Raw genomic sequence first — 20359 nt, forward strand, 5'->3', positions numbered from 1 at the left:
CATAGATGAGGTGTCGGTCTCACAGCTTGGCAGCTTGGTCCAGGCAATTCCGGCCGCCGTCATCCCAATGAGGTGACCTCGACCAGAGCCTCGGCCTTGAATGGCATGATGGAGGTGTATGGGATGGCGGCAACGTCATTTTCGTCAATCCGAACGGGCTTTCTTGCGACCGCTGCGGCTTTATCAACACGCCAAGGGCCACGCTGTCGACAGGCGGCGCGAGCTTGGCGCCGACGGCGTCCACGTCAACCGATCCTTCTGACAATGGGGACTTGTACGATCACCCAGGGGGCGAAAGCCCATGACGATCATCGTCGCGCCGGCCGCGATCTGAAGCACGCGACCGGCGCGCTCCGTGCCTATCCCTTTGGCGAGGCTTTCGGTGAAAGACGCCGATGGCGGGACGGGAAGACCAAGGCCGGCTGAATAGATCCCGAGATGCGCCATCGCGTTCGGCCAGGTTGAGGAAAGCGCGCTAACTGCGGGACTGCCACGCTACCGATAGAACGGCGTGGTCCGCCGACTACCGCGTTGCCGGCCACGTAACAGATTTGGCCCGGCGCGAGAGGCAGCACGCATGGCCAGAGAACGCGCATTGCACCGGCCGCCACCACTTTCAAAATGCCGAAGTTGGTGATCCGGCAGGGTTATAACGCTTAGTTTTTTCCCGCTCTTTGGCGATTAAGCGTTTCAGCGTGGGAATCTCGGGCACCTTTGCAATCACTTCGTCGCCGAGCACCAACGCCGGCGTGCCGGTGATGTACAGCTTGGTGGCGAGCGCGCGATTGCGCTCGAGGGCGTTTGGGATGGCCGGATCATCCATGTCCCGCTTGAGCTGCTCAACATCGAGGCCCACCTGTCGTGCGATAGTCAGGATGGAGAATTCGCTGAGCCGGCCGCGAGCTGCCATAAGGGCGTGATGGAACGGCTCATATTTTCCCTGTTTGCGGGAGGCGAGCGCCGCCACTGCGGCGAATTTTGAGCCCGTTCCCTTGCCCGGATACTCTTTGTAGACAACCTTCAGATTGGGATCGTCCTTGAGGGCTTGCTGGATGATAAGGTCTGCCGTCCAGCAGTGCGGGCAGTTGTAGTCCAAAAACACCACCAGAGGGACGTCGCCATTCGGGTTGCCAGCAGTTGGCGCAGCGGGGTCGTTGAGGAGTGCGTCGCGCTGCTCCGGAATGAGCTTCCGCCAATCCGCGGCAAGCCGACGATGGTCTTCGAGCTGGCGCAGGTAGTCTGTGGCAACTGGATGATATCGCGCCGCCAGCCCAGAAAGAAGCAGGGCTAGGACTAAAAGAGCGACAAGGCTGGCTCTTAGTTCAGGCATGGCTCAGGCTCCAATCAACAGTGAACGGACGGGCAGCAACGGCTGGCTTTGACGTGAAGGGGCCATCGCTTTATTGTCTTGCCCCGCTGTTCCCGGACTACGGGAGGTTAAGGGTGCTCGTGCTATCCGAAGGGGTGCAAGCTGGCGGTTGCGGTATGACGGCTGCGCCCAATCAGCCGAACCATCCGTGAGCGGGGCTGTGTGCGCGCGAACCGCCCAGCCGTATCGCCGTTCGCCGAGCGGCTTCAGGCGGCCGAGTGCGATGGCTGAGCGTGACTGCAGCACAAACCTGCACGTAAAGCTGCGGATAAGAGGGCTTGCGAGGCGCGGGACTCGCGCTGCGGTTTGCGGGATCACAATATTCAACATACTTGTCTCCTGACCGGATCGAGGTGGGTTCCTTCCCTCCCGGGCATCTCCCGTCGCTGCGCTCCGGTCGAACGTTGCACCACCAGGGTCGTCGCAAACTCCGTGCCAATTGCGACAGCGCCGAGAAACGAGCAGGTTTCCGGAATTGATAAGGGCCTCTCGCGCCGTGCTTGTGCGGATTCCAGCACTCGCTGCTGGCGAATCCGTGCACACGCAACTTAACCTACGGCGGAAGCAGCCGCGTTGCAGGAACGGGGGCGGAATCCCCGCCGCCCTGCCCAGTCCGCTCATTCAGCGGTTGGCGGCGCAAACTGCGACTGGACCTTGGCCCACTGATCGGCCGTGCGGAAGCCGCCGTGATTGGAGTAGCATTCGACCGGGAATTTCATCCAGCGCGGCAGTCAGGTCTCGAGTTTCTGGCGACCGTTCTCGCCCGACAGGAAGTCGCGGACGACGGTCTTCTGCGTCTAGACCTTCTCGGCGAAATTGCTGTCCGCGCGACCGCTCGACTGCAACGTTGGCCAGCATGCGTCGGCAAGTTCCTTGTCGCGCAGGAGATCGAAGAAGGCATCGTCCGGCTGCCACAATGCGCCCATGCCGACATTCAGATGGTTACCGACCGCCTGGACCACGGCGCATCCGGCCTCCAGCGTCTCGCCATGACGATGGTGAGCGCGCGCACCACATCGTCGTCGGAGAGCTCCAAAGGCGGGCGAAGATAGGCGCCGAGTCATAGTCCCGCCATTGCCGCCGACCTCGCGCCCTCCTTATCCGGCGCCCCCGAACAAGGCCAAACCTCGCGCCGTTTTTCGACTCGAGCTCCCGGGTCAAGTTTGAACGTCTCGTTCACGACGATCTGGCGTGCGGCGACTTTAACGGCGTGAGGCCTAGCATCGGATGCGTTAGACGACGTCATGCGGCGTGTCGCACGCGCGCTCATGGTCTTGGCCCTTCGGGACCGTGCCGATGGCCATGCCTTCTGGCGGCGCGAAGCGCGTGATCCCGTGTCCAAAGGCTGACAGCGGCAGACAAAATGTCAGGTTCACTACAACCGACATCTGGGCACTGTGGAGGTTTTCAAGGCAAATGGCGCTTACTGGGCGCTGAGGTGTTGGCACGGCCTTTGCAAATTGAGATTCGGCACCACTGAGTGAAGGCTGACTGCATGCAGACGAACAAGACGAGCGATGCTCTCCTTTCCTTGAACCTTCTGCCCCGTCTCTAAGGGGGAAACAAGCTCGCGCATAAAGCGCGCAACCTTTGGCAATAGCTTTGGAGAGCAACATGGTATTGCGGATGGAGTCCCCGGCTCCTTCGATCAAAGTGGAGGACTGGCTGCGTGGCGAGCCCCTCACGAACTTCCAGCCCGGCAAAGTGTACATTGTCGAATTTTGGGCAACGTGGTGCGGACCATGTGTGGCGGCGATGCCCCATCTGGTGCAGCTGCAGGAGAAATACAAAGACAGCGGACTTGAGGTCGTCGGAGTCGCGGCTTCTGAAGACGCTCCAACGGCCGTTGAGGCCCGAACCAAGTTGGACGCGTGGTTGACCGAAAAGTGCTCGAATCTGAACTATCGGATCGCGTTCGACTCCACGGGCGAAATGGACAAGCTTTGGATGGAGCCCAGCTTTTCTGTCGCGATTCCGACCATGTTCGTGGTCGACCGAGACGGCCACATCGCCTTTATCGGTCATCCGATGGAACTCGATGAGGTCTTGCCGAAGGTGCTTAACGGCAGCTGGCGCGCCAGCGCTTAAGCGAAAGCCGCCGACACGGAGCGGATCGCCAGAAACGAACCCATAACGCGCAAACAAAGCGTTGAAGAAGGCGATCGATGATGAATTTTTGGACGGCGGTGAAGACAGAGGATTGGAAGACGGCGCTCTCGGAAATCAAGAGCGCGTCGCCTTGTTGCCGGACAACGAAGCAAAGCTCCGAAGGTTTGGACCGGAAGGAAATCAAAGCAGAATTGCGCTCTCTCTGCCAGAAAGTAGGAAGAGAATGAGCCCGGAAGCATGCGCTATTGGTTAGGTTGGCGTAGTAATTTGTTGCACGATTTTGTGTCGTCTGTTGATTGATATCTAGACGACAGAAGAAAGAGAAAGAACAAATAAATATGAGCGGGGCAGGTAAAAATAAACGAGGTTTATCTGGCGCTTCAAATGCGCAGAATATTGCATTCCGCTATGGTGGTCGCCCTTCAAATTTGAGCTTGGCGATTGGGCACACAACTCATCCGCGTCTGGGTGGCTCGCTGTTCCTTAACGCTATGATCCTGGGGCGAATGCTGCCAGGATTTAATCCAAGCGAACGTATGTTGAACGCTGCGGACGCTTGTATTGAGGTGTGCCCCGTTCTTGGTGCGCCTTTCCTGTGAAAAAAGCGGAGAAACCGCATCCTTCTGCCGGTCCTTGGTCGCCAGCGTCAGATGGCGCACGCTCTCGGCGTCAATCTCGTCGCGGCGGTAGGCATTGTGGCACAGTGCGGCCTGCCTTGAGCAGCCGGGCTCACAAGCGGGATCCGCTTGGGGTCGCCAGCAGTGACCTCCATGGGCATGCGCGAGGGGGAAATGGTGCAGATTGCCGCTTTCATTGACCTGGTCTGCCGCCAGCTCGATGACACAAATGTTCGTGCCAGAGTGCGCAGAGACGTTGCCGACCTCTGCGCTGCGTTCGAGGTTCCCGGATTTGAGCTCGACGTTGCGCAGCTTCTTGGCGTGCAAGGACGGCCTTGCCCACGCGTAGCCCTCCCCCTTCATCAGCAGATGCCAGACTCACGACGGCGAGCTTGCGCGCGGTCGCGACGGCGGCGACGTGCTGGCCGCGGCGGGCCCGCACCCGCAGGAAGAAGGCACGGAGTGGCCCCGGCGCGCGTGGTGCCGCCCAAGCCGCTTCGACGAGCATGCCGCGGGCCGCTATCAGGTCGTGCGGCAACATGTCCGCATCCCTGCTTGGTAATGCGTCCATGATAGGCAGGCCCGGGTCCTGATTGCCTGACGCTCGGATTCAGCCCGAGATAAGGTTGACGCGGGCACGCTGGCCAGCTTGTACGCGGCCAGCTACCTGCCGGAGATCTGGACACCAGATGCGGCCACCGAGCGAATGCGCAGGCTGGTCGCGCGGCAGGAAAGAAGGCGAAATAGCGGCGGCGCGAGAAACGCGCCGGACCTCACTCCGTGCTTGTGCGGATTTCAGCACGCGCCGCTGGCGCGTGACCTTATCGAGAGAAGGGCTGAGTGTCGGGGATTGGAGGTCACTCTGAGCGTTACACCGCAGTCTGGCAGCGGCCAAACGATTGCCGCTGCGACCCCGTATAGTCCGGCGCGCCACAAATGACGGAAGTCGACCGGCCGCGTTGCGACAATAGTTGCGCTCCTGGCGCGCGAACGCTGGGCTGCCGCCGCACCGCTCGGATCAGCTGCGCCGGATGCGAGCCGTCGACGCCAGCTCTGCGGATTTCGAAAAGAAACAACGGGTCGATCCCTCAAGCGACCGTCGGCTGACTTGAGTCCAAGTGCGGTGCCACGTTAGACCGCGATCTCGAAGGTCAATTGCTTGACCGCGTCAGCCAAGCGGGCGTCCAATATCGTGGATGGAGTTCGCGGCGGATCGTTCGAAAGCGGTTGCGTCTAACCACGCTGCCCCAGTGCCGCGCTCAAGCCTGAACAGGCTGGCATTATGTGTTTCATCTTTCCTCGCCCTTGGCTGATTGGAGTGGGTCAGCTCACGAAGGTCATAAGTTCCGGGTCGGATGGGAAATCGGTCAGGCAAGGCTGAACACGCCCGAAAATACCGGGAGCTTATGACGCTTGATCAGGGCGTGGAAACGAGCGTGAGCGTCAAGCAGTTCGTCCAGATCGAAACAGAAGGAGATAGCCAGTTGCTTTGTCACGAACGGAGTGAACACAGTTGGCGCGGGCACGACGGAAAGCTCGGCAAGAGCTTTTAGTCCAGCGATCGTGCTGTCGGATGGTTCTATTCCGGTCAGGAGGCAACTGCCGGCACGGAAGGGACCGAAAACGTCGACCGCATCAGCGAAAATAGGCAAATAGTCGCTGAAGACATACGTGCCTTTAAAGCCGCGGATGTATTTTCGTCGCACCTCGGCGCCGACTATCTCGACACCAGTATTAAACCGTGTGACGCCTGCTTCCCGAAGTTGAGTAAGATATTCTATCCGTCGTACTCGGTCGTTCCTGACGCTCGGAGGAACCACCTGGGATAAATAAATGTCGTGTGCGTAGCCTGCGTCACGCAGTCGTCGTGCGAGTGCCGCGTGCCGTTCGAGTTCTTGTGCTTCGTCCTTGATGCTCCCTGTGCAGAGCCAGACAATGTCATACAGACTGTTGAAGTTAGGACCGTTACGCTCAATATAGGAGAGGCACTGTTGGAAGTTGGATTGGTAGTCTGTGCTACCCCCGCCGCGTATGGCCATTACCTCCCATTCGTTCTCCTTAAAGCAATAATCACAAGAATAGCAGCAATAAACATGATGATCAAAAACGAAGCTGCGAGCGCCATTTTTGCGTGTTATGCCGAAATTGTACATACCGGTCGGCGCTCTGTCTGGATCAATAAATTGACGGCAGGGTACGTGCTCGGTCACACCATTGATTGTCGCGATCAACGCCTCGCCGTCGAACATGAAGGGCGAATCGGAGTTCACTCTCGCGGTGATTTTCTTTCGGAATACTCCGTTGGACAATTCAATCTCGATGCGGGGGATCACTTGCCCCAAGATCGGTAACCGGATTTCTGTCGTGAGAAGCTGGACTCCATCGCGTAGTACGCCGAGGCGCATAACCTCCTCAATGCGAAGGTTATGCCTGTTTTCCAGCGCAATGCCAAATCGGGTCAATCGCTTGCTTTGAACACTCATGGTCCTCTCCCAATCCATCTTATCGACCAAAGACGCGCGGCACCGCCCTCCCCTGAAAAATGGATCGGCAGATCCCTGAGTTCGATAATCAACGAGGACAAAACAGTTGCTTTGCGGAGCTTTCCCTGGGGTCGGGAACCGGTGCTTCGGTCGATCGGCTAAATCTCGCCCATTCGCGCAGGACGCCGCAAGAACTGTGCCAACTGCAGGAGGCGCCGGGATCGCGATACGAGATACTGTTTAATGGTAGCGTCGCGCCAACCTTTGAGTGGGCGCAGGGGTTGTCGGTCATGGACCTGCATGCGGTGATGGACATGGAGTTCTTGCGCCAGCTTGCCAACGGTCTTGTGATTTGTGCCGTAGCGTTGGCCCGCGTCCTCAGGCCGTCTTGACCATGATGTATTGCTCGATGGATCACCTCTGTCGTCGTGATGCTCCCATGCACAATCTGGCCCATCGCGCATCCCTGAATTCGGACCACAAGGATGCCCCATCAAAGTCGGATCAAACGCGGCTGGCCACGCTCTTGGTGCCGGTACCATAAGTCCGCAAGTACCCCGACAACGCCGTCAATGGGGGCCGACCCTGCTAACCGAAGATCCGCAGACGCAGTTCCAGTGCGAAAGACGCAGGCTAGACGGCCCTCTTGTTGCCCCACAGCAGAACGTGCAGCTGCGGCAGCACGCGGGCGTCGAACCACCTGTCGCCGGTTACCTTTTCAACCAGCCACTCCATGCGTTTCATTATTCCGTCCAGATCGACAGACGCGTCTTCGTTGCCAGGACGGGGCGGCGTGTGATTGCCGGGTTGCAGGTAAACCGGAAGGCGCGGAAATCGCTCGGCGGCGCCTTTCGCGTAGGCGTAGTCGCTCTCGTCGAAAACAACGAGCTTGAGCACGATCTGCGGCTTCTCCTGCGCCGCATCGACGCACGCCTCGAGAGTGGCCCAATCGGTCCTCATTTCGCTTGAAGGCGGCTTAGGGCTGAGGACCAGCACGTCGAGGTCGGCAAACCAGTCCCTGACCACCGAACCTTGGGTCTCGAGCGCAAAACGGTAACCTTCACCATGGCCTCGCTCGATGAGCGTACGAAACGGCTGAATGGCCGGATTTCCGCCTGATAGCGACACCATTACTGGCCGGCCGCCGGAAAGCGTAACGACGGTTTGCCATACCGCGTCGATTGGCATCATCTCCCATTCATGGCGGTATTGATTGTCCACCGCATGGAGACTGTCGCACCAGGAACAGCGATAGTCACACCCGCCTGTTCTGATGAAGACCGTCGGCAAACCGATGAGCACGCCCTCGCCTTGGATCGTCGGCCCGAAAATCTCGCTCACGCGGATTGCGGGATGCGTATCGGTCATGGCCGGTATTCCGCCCAGGTTTTCGGCGTTTCGCTCACCCGCACGGCCGAGGTTTCGGGCAGGAGTGCCTTGCACCATAGATAAAAATGTCTGGCCAGGGATTCCGCGGTGACTCGCTCATGTCCGAGCACGTCGTTGAGATGTCGGTGATCGAAGCTCTCGTCGATATAGCGTTTGAATGGCGCCAAATCGTGATAGTCGCGCACGAAACCGTTGTCGTTCAGTCCATTCGCTGAAAGCTCCACTTCGACGATGTAGTTATGCCCGTGCAGGCGCGCGCATTGGTGATCGGGCGGCAACGAGGTGAGCTGATGCGAGGCCGAGAAGTGGAATTCCTTGGTGATGCGAAACATTATGCGATCCTCCTTCGCAGCGCATCGAGCCAGAAGTCGGAGTCCTCGTAGTCGGTGGGGTCCAGGTGCCCAGAGAGATGAAACGCCTCGCGCCGCTCGACGCAGGTCCCGCACCTCCCGCAGTGACGCTCGGCGCCCTTGTAGCAGGACCAGGTCTGCGCAAATGGCGTGCCGTATGTTGCTCCATCCCTAACGATGTCTGCCTTCGTGAGATTCACATAGGGCGCATAAAGGCGAACCTTCGCGTAGCCGTCGAGCGCGCGGTCTTGCATCATCTGGAAAGCGTCGATGAAGGCCGGACGGCAGTCGGGATAAATGAAATGATCCCCACCGTGCACGGCAGTCGCCACCGCTTCGACCTTGTGCGCGGCGGCGAGACCGAAGGCGGTGGCCAACATGATGGCGTTCCGGTTCGGCACCACGGTGACCTTCATCGTGTCTTCGGCGTAGTGCCCATCCGGCACATCCACACCGTCGGTCAGCGCGGAGCCGGAAAGGCCGCGGCCGATTTGGCGGATGTCGATGCTGCGATGCGGTACGTTCAGTCGTTCAGCGCAAAGGGCGGCGAATCCCAATTCCTTCCGGTGCCGTTGGCCGTAATCGAAAGATAGGAGGCCGGCGAGCTCGTACTCCGCTGCCACCTTGTGAGCAAGAGTAACGGAGTCCAATCCGCCGGAGCAGACGACTAGAGTTTTCATCGTTGGGTCCTTGTTTTAACCGGGTAGGCTGCGACCGGAGATTTCTCTGCGCTCCCAGTACTTCAGGAAATCCATTTTGTGAAGTGAACGGGGGACAAGTTTCATGCGCGGACGTGCCGCTGTGTGCAAGGCGCGCTCAGGCGGTGAGCCTGCAGGGAACACGGAAACGGACGCTTCAGTGGATGTTCAAAGGCGTACCAGAATATGCTCTGAAGGAGGTACGACTCTTCGGAAACAGGGTTCTCGACGCTTCGATCAAGCGCCCGGCGGTGCCGAGCTTCGAGGGACGCCACGCGAGGGTTTCATGTACAAGACGGCCCGAGGATGGGCTTGCCGCAAAGAACGGATTTACCAGGTGGCATTTTCTCGCAGCCGCGCCGAAATGCAGATGTCTGGAATGATCGACATCAATTGTCGCGGTAACTTGGCTGGCCGGCTCTTCGGGTTCCGTAGATCCCGCGCATTCCGCTTCAGGATCGGTTCGAACCGGAGCACGCCCTCGGTCAGTGGCCGACCGGCAAACCCAAACTAAATGATCGGTCGTGAGCCGACATCTGTGAACAAGCCGTGTGCGTCGATTGCAATGACCCCCGTGTTACGTGCAGTTACCTTATGGCAGTGGATGAACTGGATTCGATGGTTTTCCAGATGGCGGTCGAAAGCGTCCGCTCTCTCTCCTTAAGCTTCGCTGAAAAGGCCGCGGAGATAGCCACCAGGAGCCGCGGTATCCTGCTTTTCGACGTGCGCGTCGACGGTGACGCGGAGGTCCAGCGGGTCGCAGCCATCCGATATCAGGGCGACCAAACCGGTGTGCTGGCGTTGGACAGACAGGGCCTTGTTACCCACCATTGCATCGTCAATGGTACTTTCTCACATTTCATTGCGCCATTGGAAAACTGGAACAGCATGCCTTTGTCGATGCAGGCCAAGATCGATGCCAACGGCCATGCCAGTCTCTTCCTAGGCGCCTTGCGAAATGCCGGACATATGCTGGGCAGCTAGCATTTGGCTAGAACCATCTGTGGATTTTTGCATGCGGCATCGTTGCCGGCACTGCCGGCATGATTGTCGTGCTCGAAAACGGCTCCGGCGGCCTATTTTTTTGCAAAGTCGAATGTCCCGATTCCGAAGCCAAGGACGACACCGACCCACAGCGAAGAATAGTAACAACAGGGGCGACGCAAGCTGCCCTGCCCTTTTCAAGCAGGGAGGTGCTTCCGGTGCTCTCACCGACACGAGATCGCAAATGGCACGTGGGTGAGCGTCAGAACTGGCGGCACCCATGGTGATCGGCTCTCCTCGCTGGAGGAAGCGCCTCGGGCGCCAGCCAGAGGCGGAAGCGACGGTCGAACACTGGCTGGCAGCTCGGGATCTGATCGAGGCGTAAGTCGGACAAGGAAACGTTGTGTCCTATGTCGACGTTCCTTAGAAGCGCACCGGCAGCCTGGGCGGGGGGCTTGGGGTTAGACTGCCGGCGCACGCCACTCATGAAGAGCGGCCCCTTTTCGCGGTTCCGACACCCATAGTCAACCCGGCAGTGTCTGGGTGCGAGAGCGGCCCACCAGGTTGGGCAGGATCGGCCGACACGGCCGACATCGCGCCGCTCTGACAAGAGCACAGCGGGCATCGCTCCTTGTGATGTGTAATTTGCGACTGACAGTCGAACGTCAAGAGCGCCCGGGTCCTGGAAACGAAGAACGGGGAGACGCGAATGCCTTCTGGCGTCGGCCAACCTGATGCTCCAGCCAGTATCGCGTTGCCGACCAGCATGAGTTCGCCGTTGGCAAACCTTCGTCACGAGCCGATGCTATCGTGCACATGTCGCAGCACTCCGGGCGGCGATATCGCCTAAGACAGTATGAAGAAGCGTTCCAACTTCATATTCGGCGAACCCTTGTGCAATTCCTGACTCGGACAGTTGGACGAGAATTCTCTTGGCGGTACTGCGCCACTCATTTGCAGATTATCCGACATCACGCGGCGTCCGATATGTCCGACTCTGCCTCAAGAATTCCCACAGGTATGGACAGCGATCTCGCTATCCGATCCCGATAGCCCTTGTTGTACCTCAGACCCGACTCGATGTTTTGGATTTCCTCAGCGGCAAGCCCGCACGCCACTGCGAGGTCCTCGATCGAATATCCAAGGTGCTCACGATAAGCGCGGATGATGTGGGTCCCCTGCGACATAGCCGTCAAGACTGGCTCGGGACTGCGCGAATCCTTCATAGACACCTCCAAGAAGATAAGGAGCGCCTGATAAATCGGGAGATTTCCTCCCGGACCTGGCGCGCACCCAGCAAATCAAAAAAATGGACGTCGATTCGGCCGGACCGGCGTCATCCATAAAATGGGCCACCTGAAATGGACAGCCAGGTCGGAACATGGCGACTCACCTGCTTCTGATCAAGTTTCAAGAACCTGCCTGCCCTGAGATGGCCCGATCAACTGTACCGCATTCGTCCTGCGATCCCACGCGACTCATCCTCGCCGATGGCATTCTTGAACAGCAACTCGAACTCCCCCTGCCTCCGCCTCCAGCACCGTCCACCCAGCCTAGCGGACGCTGATACCTTCGACCAATGTCCGCCGCCGATGCAGCGAAAAACGCGCTATGTTTGAATCACACATCGATTAGCGCTGTTAACCAAATTTTTTAAGCGGCCGATGCTTATTCGCAGACTGAAAGGATGGGGCGGCCGAGGATCCAGCCGAAAGGGCCGCGGGCTTCTGTGCTGACGTCGGCTTGAGCAAGCTCAATCCGGCTGCCCTGCGCAATTGCCCGACCTGCCGAAAAAGGGATGGCGATTGTTGGATTTCATCCGAGCTTCAGTTCTAGACAGGTGTTGGCGCTTTCGGATGGACGAGCATCGCCACCTATAAAAACGTCACAGTCATTCGACGGTGACCGATTTTGCGAGATTGCGCGGCTGGTCGACATCTGTGCCCATGAAGAGCGCCGTGTGGTAGGCAAGAAGCTGTATCGGCAGCGAGAAAATTATCGGCGCGATAATCTCGTCGACGGCAGGCAGCACGATCGTATGCATGGTGTCGAGTTTCGATGCGGCTGCCCCTTTCTCATCGGTGATTAGGATAATCCGGCCGCCACGGGCAGCCACTTCCTGCATGTTGGAGACGGTCTTTTCGAAAAAGCGATCATGTGGCGCGATAACGATAACTGGCATGTTCTCGTCTATCAATGCGATCGGACCGTGCTTCAACTCACCCGCCGCGTAGCCTTCGGCGTGGATGTACGAAATCTCCTTGAGCTTCAGCGCACCTTCCATCGCCAGCGGGAAACTGGTGCCGCGGCCAAGATACAGGACGTCACGACACTTTGACAGTTGACGCGAGAGGAACTCGATCTGTGGCTGGATGCTGTTGAGTACCTGGCCCATGACGCGCGGCACTTCGGCGAGGCTCCTGACGAGCGCCTGCACCTCGTCTTCGGTTACGGTTCCGCGGGCCCTGGCGGCGGCGATGGCGAGTGCGGCAAGAACGGCAAGCTGGCAGGTGAAAGCCTTGGTGGAGGCGACGCCGATCTCCGGTCCGGCAAGGATCGGGAAGACCGCATCGGCCTCCCGAGCGATGGTCGATTCGCGGGCATTGACGATGGCGCCAATTTTCAGCCCAAGCTCCCTGCAGTATCTCAGCGATGCCAGCGTATCAGCGGTTTCGCCAGACTGCGAAATGAAAAGAGCCGCCGACTGCGGCGACAACGGGATTTCGCGGTAACGGAATTCGGACGCAACGTCGATTTCAACCGGCAGGCGCGCATAGCGCTCGAACCAGTATTTTCCGATCAGTCCGGCGAGATAGGCGGTGCCGCAGGCAGAGATCGCCAAGCTCGGGATTCTGGCGAAATCGATGCCAGAAACCATGTCGGCGCGATTCTCTATGATGTTGATATAGTGACCGAGCGCATGCGCGATGACCTCGGGCTGCTCGTAAATTTCCTTCTCCATGAAGTGGCGATGGTTGCCCTTGTTGGCGAGATCGGCCGCGGCCGTGGAGGTCTGTCGCGGACGCTCGACAGGATGGCCGTCGAAATCGAAGATATCGGCGCCAGTCTTGCCGATTACGGCCCAGTCGCCGTCGATGAGATAGGTAATTTCATTGGTGAAGGGAGCAAGCGCGATCGCATCGGAGCCCAGGAACATCTCGCCGTCGCCGTGACCGATCGCCAGCGGCGGTCCATTGCGCGCCGCCATGATGGTCGATGGATCATCCTCGAAGAGAATGGCAAGCGCGTAGGCGCCCCTGACGCGTTTCAACATGGCATGCATCGCCTCACCTCGCCCCATGCCCTCCCGGCGGTGTCTTGCCAAGAGATGCGCGACGACCTCAGTGTCGGTGTCGGTCTGGAACTCGGCTCCCGCCGCCGCCAATTCGTCCTTCAACTCGGCGAAATTCTCGATAATGCCGTTATGGACGACGGCCACACCATCGCTAAAGTGCGGATGCGCGTTGCGTTCAGTCGGTGCCCCATGGGTTGCCCAGCGCGTGTGGCCGATGCCGATGTTGCCGCTCAGCGGCTCTTCCTTCAGTCTCGTCTCGAGATTGACGAGCTTGCCCTCGGCGCGCCGGCGGTGCAAGGCGCCCTCGGTGATCGTCGCAACGCCGGCCGAGTCATAGCCGCGATATTCCAGACGCTTCAACGCGTCGACCAACCGATCCGACACCGGCTGTTGCCCAGCAATGCCAACAATCCCGCACATGTTCGTCTCCGCATTCTTCCCGGCAGCTTCAGCCCACGTGAGACGACACCCACCCGGCCCGCTTTCATTCAGGATCTTGTAGTAGTATTTGGTAATATCGGTACAATTGATTGTAAGGATAGCTACCATCCACTCTATGGATAGACCAAGACGCGGGCATAGACTAAGACGCGGGCCCTGATCTAAACTCCTCGTTGCGCCTGACACTCTCATGACCGAACGCAAGCTCACACCCGCGGCACTAAGCAACAACATCGGTCGGCCGGCCATGCGCGGCCATCCCGGCTACGCACCTCCCCACACAACCGCCGACGTAGTCCTTTCCATGAGGTTTCCAATCCACTCGCGTCGGCAGATCGTTGAGGCGCGACGCGCGCTCTGAAGACCCTTTCCATCCAGCTTGACGACGTGGGACTTGAAGACGACGCGCTGCCGGAAGTCGGCGAAGCGGTCGCGCCAGCAAGCACGCGGCCGACGCCCGCACCGCGCCCGATCCGGTTATCGTTACAGGCGCCCGTACGCCTGCGTTAGCCCCGCGCCGCCGCGCGCGAGATCGGCCGTTGGCAAGACCTGATGCGGATATTTTGGCGCGAGAGGAGCCGGTTGCATGCATCCTTCCGAGCTCGGTTTAAGGTCGTCGTCGCGCATCGACGCCCGGTTTGAGATCGATTCATTCAAGTTTGGCAGCTGAGCCGGTCCGCGGAAATCGGCGCCATCGCACCTCGATTCGAACATGCGCTGGCTGGCGCCATGGCGAGACCCATAGCGCCAGCCACATCCAACGGATGTGCAGACAACCGCTTTTGCGCCGAACAGACTGGAATGGCGCCATAGCCTTATTCTTTTCGTGACTTTTCGAAATCAGCGGATCACAGGCTCGCCATGGAAGCGGCGGCGCGATGGAGGAGAGACGCCGAAGCCGACTTCCATCATCAGCCGTGGCCTGCGGGCCGGCACGGTGCCCATATGGAAGCCGAACGGATCCTCGACGAAACCGAGACCGGCCTCCCCGGTCAGCGTGACCGGGCTCTGCTCCCCGTAGACATCCAGAACCTCTTGCGCGGGATGGCCGACGAGAAGCGTAAGCTGGTGCTTGAGGGCGCGGCGGTTATGACTGCCTCGGACATAGACATGGGGGCCGGTGCCCTCGTCGACGGGCATCAGGTAGAAGAAGAACTTCAGCATCCGCCAGTCGTCGAGGTCGAAGTGGTATTTGCCAAGTGAAGCCAGGTTCTTGTCGGCGTCGGAGGCTTGGCCGGTCGGGAAACTCCACCAGACACGCGTGGTGATCAACTTCGCCTGGCCGCCGAGATAGTGCGCGGCGATATCCATGAGCAGCGGATCGTTCTGGATGGCGAGTGCCGCCTTGCAGCCCAGAATGCGCTCGAAATAGTGGCCGCTGAGCAACGGACGGCCAAACCGGACCTCAGCCTCCGCATGCTCCGTCGGCATGAATTCGAGGCGGCGGTCGAAATTGCCGAAGCAAGGTGTGCACCTGGCGAATGCGGCTACATCTTCAGAGACCATTGTTGGCAAGACGAGACCGGAAAAAAGCCCATCCGACCGCAGAGCGTCGACAACATCGTGGCGATTGACGCCAGCAAACATCGTGTCCTGGGCTTTCTGCGGCACTCGAACAGGCTTTGCACCACGCCAGTGCATTTTCCGTGCCGGCATGGTCCGGGCGAGCATGAACATCGGCAGCCACGCCGGATTCTCTCGAAAATCCGAGAGATAGGTCGGGATGCGCACAGCGATGCGATGGAGCATGCTGCCGTTTCGCGCGATCGCCTCAAGGCTTGCAGCGCCGGCTTTGTTGGGGTGCGTATCGGTCATCAGGGTCCTCGGGGTATGAATGCACTATCAACGAAGCCTTGGTTCTCAGTGCTTCGTCCGTATTACCCAAACCCAATTCCCGCAGTGGAAAGACTAACCGCGCGTCAGGTTTTGTGCAATGCACAATAAGCCCGTCATGGGCGGATGCGGACAGATCCCTGCGTGTTTTGGAATAAGCCAAATACTAGGCTGTCACCACAATTACACCAGGAACTGTCTGTAGCCGCCGCCCATCAGGTAGCGGCCACGTCGGACGGCGCGACGCACCCTGATCGCGAAGATTGCTGCCCGGATGAGACCAATCTTCTTCGACTCGCCGTCTCCCGAACAGGGCAATGGCGATCTCCTAGGATACTCCGGCAGCGAACCATCCAAAGCCTGGAGCAGGATACGCAGATGCCCTCTGCGGGGTTCCGGCGGAAGGCAAGCAGCTGCCAGGCGGCCGCAACCATTGATGTCATTCAGAAACTACGGGCAGCGACATGGAACTTCAGGTGCCGCGGCAGCACGATTGCGTCGACATATAGCCGCAACGGGCGGAGAACGGAGGCACCGGAAACGGCGATCTGCAGACTCCGACAGTCCTCCCTCAGCAGCACGAGCTGCACGCCGGCAGGTGTCAGCAGGATGTCCTTGCCGCATGAGAGCGGAGAAAGATCAAGTGGTTCAAAATCGTGGTCGAGCCCAACCGGCTCCGCGGCCGCTCGTAGAATACGGGCGCAGTCGCGCGGATCCCAAAAGAACCTTGCCGACGTGGCGTCCGATTGTGACGCGTCCGCGAAAAAGGAGGAAGCGATCTCAACGCTAGGACGCGGCCTGTGCGCGGTGTCTTCCTTGAGGATGATGTTCAAGTGAACGAGTTTCACCGCCGTGTGAGAGCTGATCGCAGGCCTTTAAGAGATTGAGGTATCTCGTGCTTTCTTCGCCTAAGGAGCTGATTTTGTTGGAGACCAATGAACTTCCGCGTTTGGCGCAAGTGGTGCTTACTAGACTAAGACTAGGGCTGCGAATCTGGACGTATCTGATCTCCCCGCGCCCCGGCATTGACAACTTTTACGGCAGTTTGTCAGTGCTGGGAAAGTTGGACAACGTATGATGCTCGAAGTGGGCTTGGATAGCTGCCTTTGCCGTTCTCGACTCCGGTCAAGAGGGATTTTTCGCAGGGCGTGCGTTGATCGGCTAGCGACCGTCCGGCGTGCGCAGGCCGATCCACTTGTCCTTGACCGCGTTGTAATGGACTTCAGGCTTGTACTTTGTCACGTTCAGGCCAAGGCGCTCGACCGACAGACGCCCGGTCGCCTGTAGGATGGCATAGCTCGCTACCACCACGTCGTGCTCGGCGCTGGCAAGATCGATCTTGCCGGTGATGAGGTCGTTCTGGGCGTTCAACACGTCGAGCGTAGTGCGCTGGCCGACATTGCGCTCCTCGATGACGCCGTTCAAGGCAAGCTGCGCGGCTGCGATCGCCTGCCGGTTGGCCGCGACGCTCTGCTGAGCGGCGGTATAAGCGGTCCATGCCGCGGTCACGGCTTGGCGCACCTGGTCGCGGCTGACGTCGACCTTGATCCTAGCCTGGCTGAGCGATTCCTTGGACTGGCGCACCAGTGCTGAAGTGCGGCCACCAGAATAAATGGGGACGGTCAGCGTCGCCCCGATGCTGGCCGAATTGGTTGTGCCTTCCGTTCCCGAGGTGATCACACCGGGCACGGTGTTGCGATAAGCGCTCGAGACGCCGGCGCTTGCGGAAAGCTGGGGCAGCAGCGCGCCTTCGGCCGATTTCACTGAAAACGCCGCCGCGTCAACCAGAAGCTGGGTGGCGAGGATGGCCGGATGCTCGGCTGATGTGATCGCGATTGCCGCATCGAGGCTCGACGGCAGCAATTTTGCCACCGGCGCCGCCGGCCTGAGCTTCCCCGGCTCGTCCCCGACGATCTGACGATAGGTTGCCGCACTTGCCAGCGCCCGCGCGCGGACGGCACTCAACTTCGCCACTGCGTTGGCGCGCTGGGCATCGGCCTGCGCGACGTCGGTGCGCGTGCCTTCCCCAACCTCGAAGCTCGAACGCGCAGCACGCGCCTGTTCGGTCAGGAACTGCAGGTTCTGCTCCGTCAGCACGGCAACTTGCCGGTCGCGAATTACGTTCATATAGGCCTGAGCCGCGTTGAAAAGGGTGTCTTGTTCGGCGTTGCGTAAGCTCTCGACCGAAGCGCCGACCTGCGCTTCGGCAGCCGCGACATTGTTCCTGGTCTGAAAACCGTCGAACAGGGTCTGATCGATTTCGACGCCGAAGTTGCCTTGGGTTAGGCGCACGCTCCGGTTCGAGCCGTTAAGGTGGCTGCTGGAATACTCGATGTCCGCGGAGCCGGTGATGGTCGGACGCCAGCCTGACTTGGCGATGGCCACGCCCTCGTCCGTGACGCGTGTGCCGGCGCGGGTCGAATTCAGCGAAGAATTGTTCTGATAGGCCTTAGATAGGGTTCCGAAGATAGTCTCTGCCGACGCCGTTAACGGCAGTAGGATGCTAGCAGAGCAAAAAATAATGGCAAAAATGCTGTTGCGTACAGTCGGCACAAACATATCCCTCATTTTATTTCGTCATGGCAATTGCGCCGCATCGGCGGTCGCGATTAACCAGCCGACACGACGTCTCGGGGCCCTTCAGGCTCTATGCTTGCGCATAGAGAGAGCCACCCGAGCGACCCTTTTCATTCCGGTCATTCTGCGTAAAATCGATTGTTTTGATGGAAACCCATCTACATGATGGATATCAACGGAACCAACCGCAAGGTGGAGGCATGGCGGTACAGCGGATCGGCGATCGCAATAAAGTTCACTATCCGGGAGACCGTCATTCGCCTCCGACGGCGGGACTGGTTCGAGAACCAAGGTCGCCAAAATCGCCGAGCGCATTCGGAGCGTCTTACGGTCGAAAAGGACTGGTCAAGGGTTCGGACGCGCTTGTCGCGCCAAGCATGGCACGCAACTCATCACAGACCTCCCGGAGAAAGCCTCCGAGGTCGTTGCGCGCGGCGATGACCTGGAATTCATCGGATAGAACCCGCTGGATAGCCTTCGATTGAATACACCTCGTCGCCGACCACGAGAACGGTTGAGAGCGCGTTCGTCATCGCATAGTGCTCCTACCGGTCCGAATGGTCGGCGTTCGCGCGGTGGACAGCGAGCGTGACGGGCGTACGGGACTTGGGCGTCTTGCGGATGAAATTGTAGCGCGCCACGTGATAGCTCGGGTCGAAGCCGTAGAAATTGCGCCGCATCCGCCGCAGTTCCTCTTCCCTATAGGCGGCAAGCGGTTTCTCGGCCTCGTCGCCAGCGCGTCGCGCCCGTTTAGCAGCAATGCGCCGGGCAAGATCGGGAGAGGCCGCGAGTTCGGCGGCAGCGCGGAGCAGTTCCCAATCGGCCGATTCTACATTTCCCGGCAAGCGCCGGGTGGCAAGCCCCAGTTCAAGCGTCTCGTCGACCCCCATCGGCAGCCTTGCCTGGGTCACGCGGTGGGCTCGGTCCTCGCCGACCCGAGCCGGCAGCAGATAGGTCCAGTATTCCGAGCCGTAGAGATTGCCCATGTCCTTGTAGTACGGATTGAGGATGACGCCCCCGCGCATCCAGACTTCGTCGGCGGCAAGCGACAGGAAGACGCCGCCAGCCCCGGCATTGCCGAGCACCGCGGCAATAACCAGTCGGTCATCGGTTTCGATGATCTCGCGCACCAAGTCGTTCATCGCGTTTATGCTACACCAGGTTTCGTCGGCGGCGCTGTCGGCGCCCTCGATGATGCCGAGATGGATGCCGTTCGACCAGCGATCCGCGTCGCCCCGCAGCACAAGAACCGGAAGCGTGGGTGCCTTGGCCTCGTGATCGCCTTGCGCAAGGTATCGCAATCTTCCGACGACATCGCGCCGTTGTGGAAGCGGAATTCGAGAAGTCCGACGCCGTTCTCCTCCCGGTAACGGCAGGGTTCGGGACCTTCGATGATGGGCTGATCGCTTGCTTCGGCACCGAGCAGCCGGAGCGCAGGCAGTTTCAGCGAACGGGAATCCGGTCGCCGGAGATGGCCGATCCACAGCGCCCCCTCACGTAAGGCCATGGCGAGGGCGTGCCGCGAACGGCCGATGAGCACGCCGGCAGGCCCCGGAACTCCTTCCGCACGCTCGGCGTCAAACACCAGGAAAGTCTGTCCGGCGATCGTCATCGTAGCGCCGGGATCTCCGTCCGACGCCCGGATGATGCGTAGCGCTTCCTCGGCCGAGTGTCGGGTCGAGGATACGGTCGGACCTCCGGCAGGCGGGTCGCTCGCACCCCGTGCCCCAGTTCGCCGGCAGTGCCGCCCCTTCCCTGCGCTCGATGCGGCCGATCGCTTCGAAGACGCAGGCTACGGCAGCCTGGGTCACTTCATGTCGGTAGAGGCTCGACTTCCGAGCGGGGCGCATCGGAAATTCCGCCCAAGCCCAGACGGCCCCCGCATCCATCTCCTTCTGGGCCTCGATCAGTGTGACGCCCCAGGTCGCTTCGCCGTCGCGGATCGCCCAGTCGAGGGCGCTCGGGGCCGCGATCGCCACGGATGCCCGGATGGACGATCAGGCAGAGCGTTCCGCGCCAGACAACGGCCGGGATCGGCCGCTTGAGGAAGGGCGCAATCACGAGGTCCGGCGAAAAGAGAGCGACCGCCTCGCGAGTGAAGTCGTCATGGATGTCGAGCTCGACCGTCACTTCGTGACCAGCCCGTCTCAGGTCGACATGCAGGCGCTGGGAGAGCGAGTTGAAATTGTGGCAGAGAAGCAGGATGCGCGTCAC

The 20359-nt window shown here is 59.9% G+C and carries 17 protein-coding genes and 4 pseudogenes; 5 read left to right on the plus strand and 16 right to left on the minus strand.

The window, feature by feature from the left end; translation table 11 throughout:
* Window positions 1-616: 616 nt before the first annotated feature.
* Together AC56QX_RS37860 and AC56QX_RS37865 are read right to left on the minus strand one after the other, a co-directional pair.
* On the minus strand, window positions 617-1330 hold the full coding sequence (locus AC56QX_RS37860) for a DsbA family protein (RefSeq protein ID WP_497118856.1): 714 nt from the start codon (window positions 1328-1330) through the stop codon (window positions 617-619).
* Window positions 1331-2166: 836 nt separating this feature from the next.
* Entirely contained in the window at window positions 2167-2331 is a 165-nt protein-coding gene (locus tag AC56QX_RS37865; RefSeq protein WP_497118857.1) for a hypothetical protein, read from the minus strand.
* A gap of 652 nt (window positions 2332-2983) precedes the next feature.
* On the opposite strand from AC56QX_RS37865, the pseudogene AC56QX_RS37870 reads away from it, so the two are divergent.
* The 3 genes and pseudogenes from AC56QX_RS37870 to glyA all read left to right on the plus strand — a co-directional run.
* Window positions 2984-3454, plus strand: a pseudogene (locus tag AC56QX_RS37870) (TlpA disulfide reductase family protein); the annotation flags it as partial.
* Between the two features lie 64 nt (window positions 3455-3518).
* Entirely contained in the window at window positions 3519-3731 is a 213-nt protein-coding gene (locus AC56QX_RS37875) for a hypothetical protein (RefSeq protein ID WP_497118858.1), read from the plus strand.
* 475 nt (window positions 3732-4206) lie between these two features.
* Window positions 4207-4386: pseudogene (glyA, locus tag AC56QX_RS37880) on the plus strand (serine hydroxymethyltransferase); the annotation flags it as partial.
* On the opposite strand, the pseudogene AC56QX_RS37885 reads toward glyA, so the two are convergent.
* Together AC56QX_RS37885 and AC56QX_RS37890 are read right to left on the minus strand one after the other, a co-directional pair.
* Window positions 4324-4718: pseudogene (locus AC56QX_RS37885) on the minus strand (IS110 family RNA-guided transposase); the annotation flags it as partial. The pseudogenes glyA and AC56QX_RS37885 sit on opposite strands and share 63 nt — an antisense overlap.
* 744 nt (window positions 4719-5462) lie before the next feature.
* Complete coding sequence (locus AC56QX_RS37890; protein WP_497118859.1) at window positions 5463-6578, minus strand: hypothetical protein; 1116 nt, start codon at window positions 6576-6578, stop codon at window positions 5463-5465.
* Window positions 6579-6637: 59 nt separating this feature from the next.
* Between AC56QX_RS37890 and AC56QX_RS37895 the strand changes: the two genes are divergently transcribed.
* Complete coding sequence (locus AC56QX_RS37895) at window positions 6638-6970, plus strand: hypothetical protein (protein WP_497118860.1); 333 nt, start codon at window positions 6638-6640, stop codon at window positions 6968-6970.
* Between the two features lie 241 nt (window positions 6971-7211).
* On the opposite strand, the gene queE is transcribed toward AC56QX_RS37895, so the two are convergent.
* From queE to queC, 3 genes are read right to left on the minus strand one after another with little or no spacing between them, the layout of a single operon-like run.
* Window positions 7212-7946 carry a 7-carboxy-7-deazaguanine synthase QueE gene (gene queE, locus AC56QX_RS37900; protein ID WP_497118861.1) on the minus strand — a complete coding sequence of 245 codons (735 nt, stop codon included), beginning with the start codon at window positions 7944-7946 and terminating at the stop codon, window positions 7212-7214.
* Window positions 7943-8299, minus strand: a complete 357-nt coding sequence (gene queD / locus AC56QX_RS37905; RefSeq protein ID WP_258580774.1) for a 6-carboxytetrahydropterin synthase QueD — start codon at window positions 8297-8299, stop codon at window positions 7943-7945. Before queD ends, queE begins: the two co-directional genes overlap by 4 nt.
* Window positions 8299-8997, minus strand: a complete 699-nt coding sequence (queC, locus tag AC56QX_RS37910) for a 7-cyano-7-deazaguanine synthase QueC (protein ID WP_497118862.1) — start codon at window positions 8995-8997, stop codon at window positions 8299-8301. The genes queD and queC overlap by 1 nt, the downstream gene beginning before the upstream one ends.
* 612 nt (window positions 8998-9609) lie before the next feature.
* Here queC and AC56QX_RS37915 point away from each other — a divergent pair.
* Window positions 9610-9999: a hypothetical protein gene (locus AC56QX_RS37915; protein WP_497118863.1), complete on the plus strand. Its 390-nt coding sequence runs from the start codon at window positions 9610-9612 to the stop codon at window positions 9997-9999.
* Between the two features lie 971 nt (window positions 10000-10970).
* Here the strand turns inward: AC56QX_RS37915 and AC56QX_RS37920 are convergent.
* From AC56QX_RS37920 to AC56QX_RS37960, 9 genes and pseudogenes are all read right to left on the minus strand, one after another.
* Entirely contained in the window at window positions 10971-11225 is a 255-nt protein-coding gene (locus AC56QX_RS37920) for a helix-turn-helix domain-containing protein (RefSeq protein ID WP_183465667.1), read from the minus strand.
* 665 nt (window positions 11226-11890) lie between these two features.
* Window positions 11891-13714, minus strand: coding sequence for a glutamine--fructose-6-phosphate transaminase (isomerizing) (gene glmS / locus AC56QX_RS37925; protein WP_258580842.1), 1824 nt, complete (start codon window positions 13712-13714; stop codon window positions 11891-11893).
* 861 nt (window positions 13715-14575) lie between these two features.
* Complete coding sequence (locus AC56QX_RS37930; protein WP_497118449.1) at window positions 14576-15550, minus strand: hypothetical protein; 975 nt, start codon at window positions 15548-15550, stop codon at window positions 14576-14578.
* A 201-nt stretch (window positions 15551-15751) separates the two neighbouring features.
* The gene (locus AC56QX_RS37935) at window positions 15752-15886 is read right to left on the minus strand and encodes a hypothetical protein (RefSeq protein WP_497118451.1); all 135 of its coding nucleotides are present in this window, start codon (window positions 15884-15886) and stop codon (window positions 15752-15754) included.
* Between the two features lie 125 nt (window positions 15887-16011).
* Complete coding sequence (locus AC56QX_RS37940) at window positions 16012-16401, minus strand: hypothetical protein (protein ID WP_497118453.1); 390 nt, start codon at window positions 16399-16401, stop codon at window positions 16012-16014.
* Between the two features lie 328 nt (window positions 16402-16729).
* Window positions 16730-18121: a TolC family outer membrane protein gene (locus AC56QX_RS37945; RefSeq protein WP_497118877.1), complete on the minus strand. Its 1392-nt coding sequence runs from the start codon at window positions 18119-18121 to the stop codon at window positions 16730-16732.
* 569 nt (window positions 18122-18690) lie between these two features.
* Window positions 18691-19446 carry an enoyl-CoA hydratase/isomerase family protein gene (locus tag AC56QX_RS37950; protein ID WP_497118454.1) on the minus strand — a complete coding sequence of 252 codons (756 nt, stop codon included), beginning with the start codon at window positions 19444-19446 and terminating at the stop codon, window positions 18691-18693.
* A gap of 200 nt (window positions 19447-19646) precedes the next feature.
* Window positions 19647-19757: pseudogene (locus tag AC56QX_RS37955) on the minus strand (hypothetical protein); the annotation flags it as partial.
* Between the two features lie 200 nt (window positions 19758-19957).
* The gene (locus AC56QX_RS37960; protein ID WP_497118456.1) at window positions 19958-20359 is read right to left on the minus strand and encodes a formyl transferase; all 402 of its coding nucleotides are present in this window, start codon (window positions 20357-20359) and stop codon (window positions 19958-19960) included.

It is taken from the genome of Mesorhizobium sp. RCAM 06353 (assembly GCF_059683585.1).